General features: G+C 67.1%; 11 protein-coding genes. 5 read left to right on the forward strand and 6 right to left on the reverse strand.

Annotated elements, in window-relative coordinates; all coding sequences use genetic code 11:
• The 4 genes from ACTHL4_RS05065 to ACTHL4_RS05080 all read right to left on the reverse strand — a co-directional run.
• On the reverse strand, positions 1 to 193 hold a 193-nt coding region (locus ACTHL4_RS05065; RefSeq protein WP_440281651.1), incomplete at its 3' end, for a hypothetical protein.
• A gap of 399 nt (positions 194 to 592) precedes the next feature.
• The gene (locus tag ACTHL4_RS05070) at positions 593 to 1,180 is read right to left on the reverse strand and encodes an NUDIX hydrolase (protein ID WP_440281652.1); all 588 of its coding nucleotides are present in this window, start codon (positions 1,178 to 1,180) and stop codon (positions 593 to 595) included.
• Positions 1,181 to 1,271: 91 nt separating this feature from the next.
• Positions 1,272 to 2,786 carry a glycerol kinase GlpK gene (glpK, locus tag ACTHL4_RS05075; RefSeq protein ID WP_440281653.1) on the reverse strand — a complete coding sequence of 505 codons (1,515 nt, stop codon included), beginning with the start codon at positions 2,784 to 2,786 and terminating at the stop codon, positions 1,272 to 1,274.
• Positions 2,787 to 2,790: 4 nt separating this feature from the next.
• Complete coding sequence (locus ACTHL4_RS05080; RefSeq protein ID WP_440281654.1) at positions 2,791 to 3,555, reverse strand: IclR family transcriptional regulator; 765 nt, start codon at positions 3,553 to 3,555, stop codon at positions 2,791 to 2,793.
• Positions 3,556 to 3,738: 183 nt separating this feature from the next.
• On the opposite strand from ACTHL4_RS05080, the gene ACTHL4_RS05085 reads away from it, so the two are divergent.
• The 3 genes from ACTHL4_RS05085 to ACTHL4_RS05095 all read left to right on the forward strand — a co-directional run bounded on the left by ACTHL4_RS05085 (position 3,739) and on the right by ACTHL4_RS05095 (position 8,167).
• Entirely contained in the window at positions 3,739 to 4,704 is a 966-nt protein-coding gene (locus ACTHL4_RS05085; RefSeq protein WP_440281655.1) for an MIP/aquaporin family protein, read from the forward strand.
• Between the two features lie 82 nt (positions 4,705 to 4,786).
• Complete coding sequence (gene glpK / locus ACTHL4_RS05090) at positions 4,787 to 6,304, forward strand: glycerol kinase GlpK (RefSeq protein WP_440281656.1); 1,518 nt, start codon at positions 4,787 to 4,789, stop codon at positions 6,302 to 6,304.
• Positions 6,305 to 6,439: 135 nt separating this feature from the next.
• Positions 6,440 to 8,167 (forward strand): FAD-dependent oxidoreductase, encoded by a 1,728-nt coding sequence (locus ACTHL4_RS05095; protein ID WP_440281657.1) that lies wholly within the window; start codon positions 6,440 to 6,442, stop codon positions 8,165 to 8,167.
• 10 nt (positions 8,168 to 8,177) lie between these two features.
• On the opposite strand, the gene ACTHL4_RS05100 is transcribed toward ACTHL4_RS05095, so the two are convergent.
• Positions 8,178 to 10,130, reverse strand: coding sequence for a glycosyltransferase family 2 protein (locus ACTHL4_RS05100; RefSeq protein WP_440281658.1), 1,953 nt, complete (start codon positions 10,128 to 10,130; stop codon positions 8,178 to 8,180).
• Positions 10,131 to 10,145: 15 nt separating this feature from the next.
• The gene (locus ACTHL4_RS05105) at positions 10,146 to 11,255 is read right to left on the reverse strand and encodes a PQQ-dependent sugar dehydrogenase (RefSeq protein WP_440281659.1); all 1,110 of its coding nucleotides are present in this window, start codon (positions 11,253 to 11,255) and stop codon (positions 10,146 to 10,148) included.
• A gap of 233 nt (positions 11,256 to 11,488) precedes the next feature.
• Here ACTHL4_RS05105 and ACTHL4_RS05110 point away from each other — a divergent pair, with 233 nt between their 5' ends.
• Complete coding sequence (locus ACTHL4_RS05110) at positions 11,489 to 12,211, forward strand: response regulator transcription factor (RefSeq protein ID WP_440281660.1); 723 nt, start codon at positions 11,489 to 11,491, stop codon at positions 12,209 to 12,211.
• Positions 12,212 to 12,239: 28 nt separating this feature from the next.
• A partial coding sequence (locus ACTHL4_RS05115; protein WP_440281661.1) for a histidine kinase dimerization/phospho-acceptor domain-containing protein occupies positions 12,240 to 13,373 on the forward strand: 1,134 nt, incomplete at its 3' end.

The raw sequence follows: 13,373 nt of genomic DNA on the forward strand, positions 1-13,373 counted from the left end.
GTTCGTCTTCCTGTGCGGTGCCGAGCTGGTGCACCGCCCCCGGCACCGCGTCCAACAGGTCCGCCACATCGTGCAGGGCGGCGAGCAGCTCCGGTCCGCGACCGGGCGCGGCAGGTGTGACAACGTCTTCGGAATCGGTGCTCACGTGGGAGGGCGTGAGAGGTTCGCCGGGCAGCTGCGGATCGGCATCCATGTCGCGAACCTTCTTACTGGACAACGTTTTCGACGTACTCCGATTCTACTCCAGAGGCGTGGGGAAACCTAGCGATTATTCGAACACGTTTTCGGTGAAGCGTATAGAGCATTGGCGAAATGGAGAGCTCATTCCACCCGGGCACGCGCCATCACCAACCACGGTGTGATCCGAGAGAGCGTGTGAGCCGGCGCAGCGAGTTCCCCCATCGATTCGTCGGTCGCAGCGCACAACTGCAACATCGGCGTCTCGACGCTCACTCCAAGGAACGGGTGTCTCATCATCGCGTCCGTCCTACCGCACGAGAAGCGTGGGGAGGATTTCGATCCCATCGCGGGTCCGCTGCTGACGCACGCGAATTACCGTCCAGAAGGCGAGGCTGCCTCAGTTGCGGATGCCTCAGCGGGCCGCAGGTACCTCCATGTGCAGCGCCTTCACTGCACGCGTCAGGTGAGGTTCCATGCGCGTGGACGTCTCGGCGTACAGCTCGTCGATACCCCACCAGCGCACCGACGTGAACTCCCGCTCATCGGGAACGAGCACCTGATCAGGACGGCCCTCGAGTGCGAACCACAAGCTCACGTCAGTATGCCGTGCTGCCGGGTCACCGACGGTCTCTGTGACCGTCAGGAAGAGCGGCGCGGCGCCGGTCTCGGCATCGAACACCGCCTCGATCCCGAGCTCCTCGACAACCTCACGCCGGACGGTGTCCACCGGATGTTCGTCGGGCTCGACGTGCCCGCCCGTCGGTAGCCACAGACCGGAAAGGCGGTGATCGCAGAGCAACACCGCATTCGTTGCGCGGTCGATCAGGAGGAAATACGACACCAGGTGCGGAGAGGGAGTCGCCGGTTTCGCCCGCCGGTAGATGTCCTGCGTCGAGTCCAGCCAACGCAGCGCCATTTGCTGATGGGCACCTGCGAGATCGTCGGATGGCTCGATGTCGGCGACGAGCGCGCGAACCTGTTGAACGAGATCATCAGCCACGCCCTGGATCATGGCAGCGAGCCACGACACCCACCATGGTCGGACCCGAATATCTCGCCGGACGATCGTCCACCCGAGACACGTCGAAGCCTCAATCCGCGGCCCGCGCCACGCCACTGCCCAACGTCCGGCCAATGCCGGACCGCCAGGCGGCGCGCTGCGCCTCCCGCAACTGCGGGGACATCCCCGGATCCCACTGCCCGGCGCGGTGCCAGTTGCGGCGCAGCACCTTCACGTCGGACCAGTAGCCGACGGCCAAGCCCGCGAGGTATGCCGCTCCCAGACTCACCGTCTCGCTGACCGTCGGCCGGACCACGGAGACGTCGAGCACGTCCGCGACCATCTGCATCATCAGGTGGTTTGACGTCATACCACCGTCAACACGCAACGATTTCAACGGAACTCCCGCATCGGCGGCCATCGCCTCGACGACATCGCTCGTCTGCCAGGCACAGGACTCGAGCACCGCACGTGCCAGGTGCCCGGCCGTCACGAAGCTGGTCAGGCCGGAGATCACGCCGCGCGCGCCCGAGGACCAGTAGGGCGAGAAGAGTCCAGTGAACGCGGGCACCACCACGCACCCGCCACTGTCGTCGACGGTGCGCGCCAGCGTCTCGATCTCCGGAGCGGTGCTGATCAGGCCGAGCCCGTCACGCACCCACTGCACGAGTCCGCCGGCAACCGCGATCGACCCCTCGAGCGCATAAGCCTTCGACCCGTCCGCGAGCTGATAGGCGACAGTGGCGAGCATGCCGTGCGTCGATCGCACCACCTCGTCACCGGTGTTCATCAACAGACAGGCGCCGGTGCCGTATGTGCACGTGACCTCGCCCGCCTCGAAACACGTCTGACCGAACAGCGCACCCTGCTGGTCACCCACCGCCGCCGCGACAGCCACCCCGGCGAGCGCACCCGTCGCAGTGCCGACGACGGAGGACGACGGCACGATCTCGGGCAGGATCGCCTCCGGCACGTCGAAGAATTCCAAGAGCTCCGGATCCCACTGCAAGCGTTCAAGATTCATCAACAGGGTGCGACTCGCATTCGTCACATCGGTGACGTGTATGCCGCCGTCCGGACCACCGGTGAGGTTCCAGATCAACCACGTCTCCATGGTGCCCATCAACAGCTCGCCACTACGAGCACGCGCCCGTAGTTCGGGCCGGTCGTCCATCAGCCAGGACAGCCGGGGAGCCGTGAAGTATGACGCCGGCGGGATCCCGGCGCGCTCCCGGAAGAAGTCGGCGCCCGGATCGTCCAACAGGTGGTCGGCGATCGCCGTCGTGCGCGTGTCCTGCCACACGATCGCCGGACACACCGGGCGGCCGGTCACCTTCTCCCACAAGACGAAAGTCTCGCGCTGGTTGGCGATCCCGACCGCGGCGACATCGGCCACCGAGATGCCGATGTCCGCCAATGCCTGCGGTATGACGCGCCGCGTGTTGTGCCAGATCTCCGCCGCGTCGTGCTCGACCCAACCGGGACGCGGGAAGATCTGCCGGTGCTCGCGCTGGCCCATGCCGGCCAGCCGGCCGTGCTGGTCGAAGACCATGGCCCGCGTCGAGGTCGTGCCCTGGTCGATGCTGATGACATACCGCGCGCTCATGGCATCACCATCGCTGAGCCATGAGGGCGTGAGAGGTGCCGCGAGCCGCCTCGTCCAGCGCCGACAGCACTCCCTCGCGCGGAGTGCGGGCGGAGGTGAGCACCTGCTCGACGGTCCCACGGACGCCGAGCGCGGCCACGACCATGCCGCCGTGGCTGCGCACCGGCACGGCGACGCCGGCATCGGCCCGTCCGAGCGCGACCGCCAGACCCCGGGAGCGCGTGGCCGTGATGTTCTCCCGCAGCGAGCGGGCCGCGGCGTCGATCGTTTCGCGACCCACCAGGCCGTCGAGCACTTGCCCGCCGATCGGGCTCAGCGCGAGCAGCACCTTGCCCTCGGCGGTCGCGGCCAGGTCCACCGGGTCGCCGATCTCCACTCGCTGTGGCACGGGCGATGCACTGAAGACATGGTGCGCCGTCACCCCGGAGCCGATCGAGGCCGGCGGCGCATCGGGCAGCACGACGAGTCTGGCGGACAGCCGGGTGCGGCCGGCGAGGGCGTCGACCCAGTTGGTCGCACGGGACCGCATTTCGTTGATGTCCATGGCTTTCGAGCGCCGACCGAGGATCTCCGACGCCAGCAGGTAGCTGCCGCTCACCGGGTCCTGCTCGACGAATCCCACCTCGACCAGGGTGCGCAGTATGCCGTGCACGGTGCTCTTGCTGAGCCCGAGCGCACCGGACAGGTCACTCAGCGCGCGCCCCTGCCCGACGGCGAGCAACCGAAGGATCGCCGCTGCCCGCTCCACGGATTGCACGCTGCCCGGCATACGGCGACTGTAGGCGGCCCACCGCGCGTTCGACAATGTCGAACGGTGCGCACACTCCCGCTCTCCGACCGTCCTACCTTGGCCGATGCGCAGGCAACCTGTGACGCCGATCACACCCTGAGGGAAGGTAGGCACCGCCATGAGACACGCAATCTCCGACACACCAGCCACGGCGGCCGAACGATGAGCGCCGTCACGGCTCCGATGAAACAGGGGTGGGGCCTGAAGCAGATGGGCGGGCTGTGGGGCGAGTGCGCCGCCGAGTTCCTCGGCACCTGCGTGCTGATCCTCTTCGGCGACGGTGTCGTGGCAATGGCCGTCGCGGCACTGCCCGGCTCCGGCCGCGCCGAGAGCGCGACGACGATCTTCCTCGCCTCGGGCGACTGGCTGCTGATCACCTGGGGGTGGGCCTTCGCCGTCTGCTTCGGCGTCTACATCGCCGGTGGCGTCACCGGCGCCCACCTGAATCCCGCGGTCACGCTGGCGTTCGCGGTACGGCGCAAGTTCCCCTGGCGCAAGGTGGCGCCCTACGCGCTGAGCCAACTGGTCGGCGCGTTCGTCGGTGCCGCGCTGGTCTGGTGGAACTACCACGACTCCATCAACGCCTACGACCACGCGGCCGCCAAGGCGGGGGCATCACTGGTCAACGGGCACACCAACGCGACGTTCTCGATCTTCGCGACCTTCCCGTCCCCTGCCTTCCACGGCTCCATGTGGGGTCCGCTGCTCGACCAGATCATCGGCACCGCTCTGCTGCTGCTGTGCATCGCGGCCGTCGTCGACGCCCGCAACACCATCGTCAAGGCCAACCTGGCGCCGCTGATCATCGGTTTCATCGTCGCCGCGATCGGCATGAGCTTCGGCGCCAACGCCGGCTACGCCATCAACCCGGCACGTGACCTCGGCCCGCGCATCCTGGCCTATTTCGCCGGGTTCGGCGAGTTGGCGCTACCCGGCACCGTCCACGGGCCAGGCGGATTCACCGCGTACATGTGGGTGCCGATCGTCGGACCGCTGATCGGCGGGGTCATCGGCATCGTGGTCTACGACCTCTTCATCGGCAAGGCCCTGGACGCCCGGGAGCTGGTCAACGCACCCGAGGAGGCACCGGAACAGGTGCCACCGGTCGACGAGGAAGCCGAGTACTAGTCCGGACGGCGGGTCGACCACCGGTCGACCCGCTCGTCGTCATACCGCCCGAGCACAGCAGCAAGAAGACGTAGGAGAGACCATGCCCGACTTCGTAGGAGCCCTCGACCAGGGCACGACCAGCACCCGCTTCATGATCTTCGACCACAGCGGCAACGAGATCGCCAAGCGGCAACTCGAGCACGAGCAGATCATGCCGCAGGCCGGCTGGGTCGAGCACAGCCCGCTGGAGATCATCGACCGCACCCGCACCGTGATCGGCAGTGCCCTGGCCAACGCCAATCTGCAGGCGTCCGATCTGGATTCGATCGGCATCACCAACCAGCGTGAGACGACGGTCGTCTGGAACAAGAACACCGGACGGCCCTACTACAACGCGATCGTGTGGCAGGACACTCGCACCGACCGGATCGCTTCGGCGCTCGCACGCGAGGGCAAGGGCGATGTCATCCGGCAGAAGGCCGGCATCCCACCGGCCACCTACTTCTCCGGCGGCAAGATCAAATGGATGCTGGACAACGTCGACGGCCTGCGGGAAGCCGCCGAACACGGGGACGCGATCTTCGGCAACACCGACAGCTGGGTGCTGTGGAACCTCACCGGCGGCACCGACGGCGGCGTCCACGTCACCGACGTCACCAACGCCAGTCGCACCATGCTGATGAACCTGGAAACCCTCGACTGGGATGACGAACTGTTGTCGTTCTTCGACATACCGCGCTCGATGCTGCCGGAGATCCGACCCAGCTCCGACCCCAACTACTACGGCACGACGCTGCGCAGCGGACCGGTCGGCGGCGAGGTACCGCTGTGTGGTGACCTCGGTGACCAGCAGGCCGCCACCGTCGGCCAGGTCTGCTTCTCCCCCGGTGAGGCCAAGAACACCTACGGCACCGGCAACTTCCTGCTGATGAACACCGGCGAGGAACTGGTGCGCAGCAAGAGCGGACTGCTGACGACGCCGTGCTACAAATTCGGCGACAACAAGCCGGTCTACGCGCTGGAGGGATCGATCGCGGTCACCGGCAGCGCGGTGCAGTGGCTGCGCGACCAGCTCGGCATCATCTCCGGCGCGGCCGAGACCGAGCAGTTGGCCCGGCAGGTGAAGGACACCGGCGGCATGTACTTCGTGCCCGCGTTCTCCGGCCTCTTCGCCCCCTACTGGCGCTCGGACGCACGCGGCGCGATCGTCGGTATGTCGCGATACAACACCAACGCCCACCTGGCGCGGGCAACGCTGGAATCCATCTGCTACCAGAGCAAAGACGTCGCCGACGCGATGGAGAAGGACTCCGGCGTCAAGCTCGACGTGCTCAAGGTCGACGGCGGGGTGACGGCCAACAGCCTGTGCATGCAGCTGCAGGCCGACATCCTCGGCGTGCCGGTGTCCCGCCCGGTGGTCGCCGAGACGACCGCGCTGGGCGCGGCCTACGCGGCGGGTCTCGCGACCGGCTTCTGGAACAACACCGACGAACTGCGCGCCAACTGGAACGAGGACCAGCGCTGGTCGCCGGAGTGGGACGACGAGCAGCGCGCGGCCGGGTATGCCGGCTGGCAGAAGGCCGTTGAACGCACGCTCGACTGGGTAGATGTCGACTGACTCGTAGCCGGACCGCACCTCGCGCGGATGGTTCGTGCCGGCCACGAGCCATCCGCGCGCTACGCGGATCACCCCCATACCTAAGGTGGATCACACCGGTCGTCGCCATACGACCGGCAGCCAGGAGGAACTTTCATGGTGATGCAGCCCAATAGCGCCAGACTCGGTCCGGCGGAGCGCGAACAGGCGTGGAAAGACCTGCAGGAGCGCGAATTCGACGTCCTCGTCATCGGCGGCGGGGTGACCGGATCCGGTGCCGCTCTCGACGCGGCGACCCGCGGACTGCGCACCGCGCTCGTCGAGTCACGCGACTTCGCCAGCGGCACGTCGTCCCGCAGCAGCAAGCTCTTCCACGGTGGGCTGCGCTACCTCGAGCAGATGAACTTCAGCCTGGTCGCGGAGGCCCTGCGCGAACGAGAACTCATGCTCACCACGATCGCACCGCATCTGGTGCACCCGGTCTCCTTTCTCTACCCGCTGTCCCACCGCGGGTGGGAACGCCCGTACGTCGCAACGGGTTTGGCGATGTACGACCAGATGGGCGGGGCGCGGTCGGTGCCCCGGCAGAAGCACCTGACCCGCGGTGGCGCGCTGAAGCTCTTCCCCAGCCTGAAGTCGGACTCGCTCGTCGGCGCGGTGCGCTACTACGACGCGCAGGCCGACGACGCCCGGCACACCATGACGGTGGCCCGCACCGCCGCCCACTACGGAGCGGTCGTGCGCAGTTCGACCGAGGTGGTCGAACTCGTCCGTGAGGCCGATCGCGTCGTGGGCGCCGTCGTCCGCGACGTGGAGACCGACGAACGCGCCACGGTGCGTGCCAAGGTCGTGGTCAACGCGACCGGCGTCTGGACCGACGACATCCAGCGGATGAGCGGCGGTCGCGGCCGCTTCCGGGTGCGTGCATCCAAGGGTGTGCACATCCTGGTCCCCCGCGACCGCATCGCCGGCGAGGTCGGCCTGATCCTGCGCACCGAGAAGTCGGTGCTGTTCGTCATACCGTGGGGACAGCAGTGGCTCATCGGCACCACCGACACCGACTGGGAGCTCGACCTGGCGCACCCGGCCGCCACGGCATCCGATATCGAATACCTTCTGGACCATGCGAATTCGGTGCTCGCGACGCCGATCACCAAGGACGACATCCTCGGCGTCTACGCGGGTCTGCGTCCGTTGCTGGCCGGGGAGAGCGAGGACACCAGCCAGTTGTCCCGGGAGCACGCGGTCGCTCGCCCGCGACCCGGACTGGTCTCGATCGCCGGCGGCAAGTACACCACCTACCGGGTGATGGCCAAGGACGCCATCGACATCGCCGGAAAGGACATCGGCGAGATCAAGGAGTCGGTCACCGATCGGGTGCCGCTGGTCGGTGCCGACGGGTATGCCGCCATGCGCAATCTCACCCGCGAGCTCTCCGAGCAGACCGGCCTGCCGCCGTGGCGGATCGAGCACCTGCTCGGCCGTTACGGGTCGAAGCTGGACGAGGTGCTCGCGGTGGCCGCGGAGGACCCGTCGTTGCTGGAACCGGTGGCCTCGGCCGAGACCTATCTGCGGGTGGAGCTGAAGTACGCAGTGACGCACGAGGGCGCCCTGCACCTGGACGACGTGCTGGCCCGCCGCACCCGGATGTCGATCGAGACCAAGCACCGTGGTGCCGAAGCGGCCGAGGAGACCGCGGACATCATGGCTCCGCTGCTCGGCTGGACCGAGGAGCAGAAGCGCCACGAGGTCGACACCTATCGGGAGCGGGTCGCCGCCGAACGCGTCTCGCAGGAATTGCAGACCGACGCCGAGAGCGACGCGGCACGGCTGCGAGCGCCCGAGATGCGGCAAGGGCTGCGACAGGTCACCGCGACGAAGTAGCGCCCGCGGATCAGCGCACGTCGAGGTGAGCTGTGCCGTCCTCGGCGACCGACATCGCGTACCGGGTGCGTTCCCACTTGTTGCCGCGATCGGCCCATAGCAGGTAGTAACCGGCCGCCAGGTCACCGGAGCCGGTGAGCCACGCGCTGCCGTCCTCGACGACGATCCGGGTGGACAACCGCCCGTGGGCGGCGAGGCCGCGCAACCGCTCCTGGCGCTCGTCGGCCGGCAGGTCGGACACATCCGTCTCGAGCGGTATGGCGGCCAGCTCCACCGACAGCGGCTGCGGCTCGTGCAACGCGACCTTGGTCAATCGGGCACGGAAATCGGACACCGGGCCGATCGGCCCTTCCTGCGGTGCGGCGTCGATGGCCGGCACACGTAGCGTGCCGGACAGGTCCAGGCTGAGCATGCCCTTGGTGTTGGCGTACGCGGTGCCCTGCCTGGCACCGGAAATCATCGGCGCCGGAGAGCCCTGATATCTGATGCCGTCGTAACTCCGCAACCCGAACCAACTGGATCGCACCCGCAGGTCGAAAACGGCATCAGGCACCGGTCCGCCCGCCGCGACGGTTGACGGTGAGATGACAGCTCGGGTGCGGAACGTCAGGCCGGATCTGTGAACCTCGGGCCTGTCCACCAATTGCGTTGCCACCGGCCAACTGACTCGACCGCGCCGGTCACGCAGCGCGATCTGGGTCGTCGGTCCGGTCGATGGATCGATCGTTCGTAGACCACGAGACAGGACGAAATTGAGTTGACGGCCCAGGTCGAGCCGAGCCCCTCGGCCGCTCGAGACTATCGACAGCAGTTCGGGATCACTCGTCTTCCAACTGGTTTCCAACTCGAGGTGGAGGTCACCCTCATGCCATGTCAGACCCTTGACCACGACGGACGCGGACAGGGTTTCCATCGCGAGTTGAAACGACCGAATCCAGGCCACGCGGCGAAGCCGAAGTAGCTGAGCTTGCGCTCGCTGGACCTGCGGGAGTTCGCGCATCGTCTCTCGGTCGCCATACTTCGACAACAGCCGGACCGCGCGGGAAAGGATCATGGACTCGCCGTCGTTGAGATGCGAGGAGGCCGTGGGATCCTTACGCAGTCGTGCGGTCAATTGCCGCGATGCCTGTTCGATGACGCGCAGGCCGAGATTGTGCCGCACCAATACGTCACGATCCGATAGAAAATCTTCACCTGACAGCGTCTCACGAATGTGATCGAAGAGATCTTCCAATCGATCCCAGTAATCTTCACGATAGGGGTCAAAAGTGTGCGTCGTGTTCGTGTCACTGGCATGCCAGAGATACATCGCGGTATCCACCAACGCAGCCACCTTGCCGTGGCGGTAGCTGGGGATGTTGACATACCAGTCCTCCCAGAGGAAGCGACTGCCTTCCGGAAACCGGATGTTGTGATCCAAGAGCAACTTTCGCCGGTACAGCTTGTGAGGAACCATCGGGATCATCCGCTGCACACCGCCGTGCTGGCGGATATCCGCGACATTGGCGAAATCCGCGTCCTGCAGGCTCCACCACGCATCGTTGGTCTTGGATTCTTTCGGCGACACGACGTCGGCGTCGTTCTCCACCGCGAATTCGTAGACCCGTTTCAATGCACCCGGGAACAAAGAATCATCATGGTCCATGAACAACAGGTATTCGCCGCGCGCCTGCTCGATCGCGACATTGCGGGGGTGACTCGGCCAGCCGGAGTTCTCCAGTTCGATCACCCGGACGTACGGCCGGTCACGTGCGAACTCATGCAGGCGCTGGACCGTGTCATCGCCCGACCCATCATCCGCGAAGATGACTTCCAGGGCGCCTGGCGGCAAAGTCGACTCGTCGACCGAGTCGAAGACGCGTTGGAGGCCGGCACCCGATCGGAAGGTCGGGACGATCACGGTCACTGCGACATCGTGGTCGTCGCCGTCGGTCATATCTGCCCTTCGATCAGTCTGTTGCACGCTGCTTATCGTGCCTCATGTCGCCTGGGACGTGGCTGAGACACCGGATCGGCCTTCGGCGGAACCGGCCGAACCGCCGAGCGCGGCCGGCTCCACCCGGAGGATCCGGTCGTCGCCCGGCCGGGGGTCGCCACGGGTGTCGGTGTTGTTGGTCAGCACCCACAGCGACCTGTCCGGTGCCACGACCACGTCCCGCAGCCGGCCGTACGTGTGCACGAAGTACTCCTTGGAAGTGGTCGGGTGGTGCACCGGCACGGTGATCAGTCGCTGCCCGCCCAGCGCCGCGAGGTAGATGGTGTCGTCCAGGATCGCCATACCGCTCGGACTGGCTTCGGAGGTCGGCCACTGCTGCACCGGGTTGCGGTATGCCGGGTCCGCCGCCCGCCCCTCGTGCACCGGCCACCCGTAGTTGCCGCCGGGGACGATGACGTTGAGTTCGTCCCAGGTGTTCTCGCCGAACTCGACCGCGAACATCGTGCGGTCTGCCGCCCAGGCCATGCCCTGGACATTCCGATGCCCCATCGACCACACCGGGCTGCCGGCGAAAGGGTTGTCGCCCGGCACTCGGCCGTCCGGCTCGATCCGCAGGATCTTGCCCGCCAGACTCCTTCTGTCCTGCGCGAGTTCGCGCTGTGTGCTGTCACCGGTGGACACGTAGAGCGTGCCGTCAGGGCCGAACTCCACCCGTCCCCCGTTGTGCACCGCGCCGGCGGGTATGCCGCCGAGGATCTGCTGCGGGTCGGTGAGCCGCACCGTGCCAGCCTGTTTCGCGCAGCGGTAGCGGGCCACATGATTGTGATCGTCCCGACCGGTGTAGTAGACGACGAGCCACCCGTCGCGCACCGCCATACCGAGCAGTCCGCCCTCACCACCGTGTTGGACATCCGGCACGTCGAGCACCTGGCGCAACCGGCCGTTCACGAGCTGCTGGATGCGCGCGTCGTCACGCTGGCTGATCAGCGGGGCACCGTCGACCCACACCACGGACCACGGTGCGTGCAGACCGGTGACGACGTCGCTGACCGCGTTGCGGTCACCGCCGCCGGGTCCGGGCGGCGAGCCGGTGCTGGCCGGCCGGTGCGCGTCGCAACCGCCGACCGCGGCCATGACGCCCGCTGCGCCCACTCAGGCCAGCAGGGTCCGTCGATCGACCGTGCGATTCGCTTCCACCGTTATCACCGCCTCGGACTCCATCATCACGCCGCGACCGCTCAGTCATACAGTTCGCGCACAGGTGAGACATAGACTCGACCACGTGCGCGCACAGTGTGCGGCGAGAGGGTGAGCAGCATGAGCGAGCGCAGCGAGCGACCAACATCGTCGGCGGATGACGACACCGGAGCAAGGAAGGCGGCGTCATGAGCGACAAATCCGGCCTGAAGCGTCCCGACGGATCGCCCGTGCGCGTCCTCGTGGTCGACGACGAGAGCAATCTGACCGAACTGCTGTCGATGGCGCTGCGTTACGAGGGCTGGGAGATCAAGAGTGCCGGTACCGGGACCAGCGCGGTGCGTACGGCGAAGGAGTTCCGCCCGGATGCGGTCGTACTGGACATGATGCTGCCCGACTTCGACGGCATGGAGGTGTTGCGCCGGCTGCGCGACGAGGACCCGACCCTGCCGGTGCTGTTCCTCACTGCGCGCGATGCGGTCGAGGACCGGGTGGCCGGCCTGACGGCCGGTGGTGACGACTACGTGACCAAACCCTTCTCGCTCGAGGAAGTGGTGGCGCGGGTGCGCGCCCTGCTGCGCCGATCGGTGGCGATGACCGAGGACACCTCCTCCATGCTCGTCGTCGGCGACCTGCGCCTCGACGAGGACAGCCACGAGGTCTTCCGCGGCGACGATGAGATCTCCCTGACCGCAACGGAGTTCGAGTTGCTGCGCTATCTCATGCGCAACCCCAAGCGGGTGTTGTCCAAGGCGCAGATCCTGGACCGCGTGTGGCACTACGACTTCGGCGGCCAGGCCAATGTGGTCGAGCTCTACATCTCCTACCTACGCAAGAAGATCGACGCCGGCCGCACCCCGATGATCCACACCATGCGCGGCGCCGGATACGTGCTCAAACCCGCCGGTTGAGCGACCCTGCACCGTCGACCGACCCACGATGACGACCACCGCGTCCTGGCACCCGAGCCGTTGGACTCTGCGCACCAAGCTCGTCGCCTGGATGCTGCTGCTCTTCGTCGCCGTGACGCTGGCCGTCGGCGCCCTGAGCGTGTGGCAGCTGAGCCGCACGCTGAACGGTCAGTTGGACAATCAGTTGAGACAGTCGGCCGCGCGTTTCAACGGCCAGTACAGCGACACCATCGGCGGGCCGCCACCGGTCGCCGGGGAGTCGATCCGGGTCACCCTGCTCAGCTCCACCGGCCGGCTCGCCCCGTTGGCGGTGCGATACCGCGACGGCAGCACGGGCGTCGAGACGGACAACTACGTCTACGGCTTCAAGTCACCGCGCAGCCTGAGCGACAAGCAGATCGCCGTCCTGCAGGCAGCGGGCATCGGCTCCTCGCCCAAGACGGTCGAACTCGGCGGCTATCTTGGCGAATACCGAGTGATCGCAGTGCATTCCGAGGCCGGGGTGGGGATCGGACCGTCCCTGCGCAATGCCGGTGTCACCACGATCATCGGCCTGCCGATCGGCCCCAACCGGTCGACCGTCGCCAAGACCGCGATCGCGATCGCGCTGCTCAGCGGGTCGGGCGTGATCCTGGTCGCGCTGGCGGCGACATACATCATCCGACGCAACCTGGAGCCGCTGCGGCGGGTCGCAGCCACCGCGACCCGAGTGTCCAAACTTCCGCTGTCGTCCGGCGAGGTCGTCATGCCCGAACGCGTCGAACCACGCGACACCGACGAACGCACCGAGGTCGGCCAGGTCGGCGCCTCGCTCAACGACATGCTCGATCACGTCTACCACGCGCTGAGCGCCCGCCAGGCGAGTGAGACCCAGGTGCGGCAGTTCGTCGCGGACGCCTCGCACGAACTGCGCACCCCGCTGGCATCGATCCGGGGGTATGCCGAACTCTCCCGCCGGGAGACCGAGCCGGTGCCGCAAGGGGTCACGCACGCTCTGGGCCGCATCGAGTCCGAGGCGGACCGGATGACCACGCTGGTGGAGGACCTGCTGCTGCTGGCCCGGCTCGACGCCGGCCGCCCGCTGAACTTCGAACCGGTCGAGCTGCCGCTGATCGCAATCGAGACGATCAGCGACGCCCGCGCCGCCGGGCTCGACCACCGC

Origin of the sequence: Flexivirga sp. (assembly GCF_051955415.1) — a bacterium.
In the GTDB taxonomy this organism is placed as follows: Bacteria; Actinomycetota; Actinomycetes; order Actinomycetales; family Dermatophilaceae; genus Flexivirga.

What these genes read in the sequence shown, in the direction of transcription:
- ACTHL4_RS05110 (WP_440281660.1), top strand. Translation starts at nt 11,489, where the DNA reads ATGAGCGACAAATCCGGCCTGAAGCGTCCCGACGGATCGCCCGTGCGC.
- glpK (WP_440281653.1), bottom strand. Translation starts at nt 2,786, where the DNA reads ATGAGCGCGCGGTATGTCATCAGCATCGACCAGGGCACGACCTCGACG.
- glpK (WP_440281656.1), top strand. Translation starts at nt 4,787, where the DNA reads ATGCCCGACTTCGTAGGAGCCCTCGACCAGGGCACGACCAGCACCCGC.
- ACTHL4_RS05080 (WP_440281654.1), bottom strand. Translation starts at nt 3,555, where the DNA reads ATGCCGGGCAGCGTGCAATCCGTGGAGCGGGCAGCGGCGATCCTTCGG.
- ACTHL4_RS05095 (WP_440281657.1), top strand. Translation starts at nt 6,440, where the DNA reads ATGGTGATGCAGCCCAATAGCGCCAGACTCGGTCCGGCGGAGCGCGAA.
- ACTHL4_RS05085 (WP_440281655.1), top strand. Translation starts at nt 3,739, where the DNA reads ATGAGCGCCGTCACGGCTCCGATGAAACAGGGGTGGGGCCTGAAGCAG.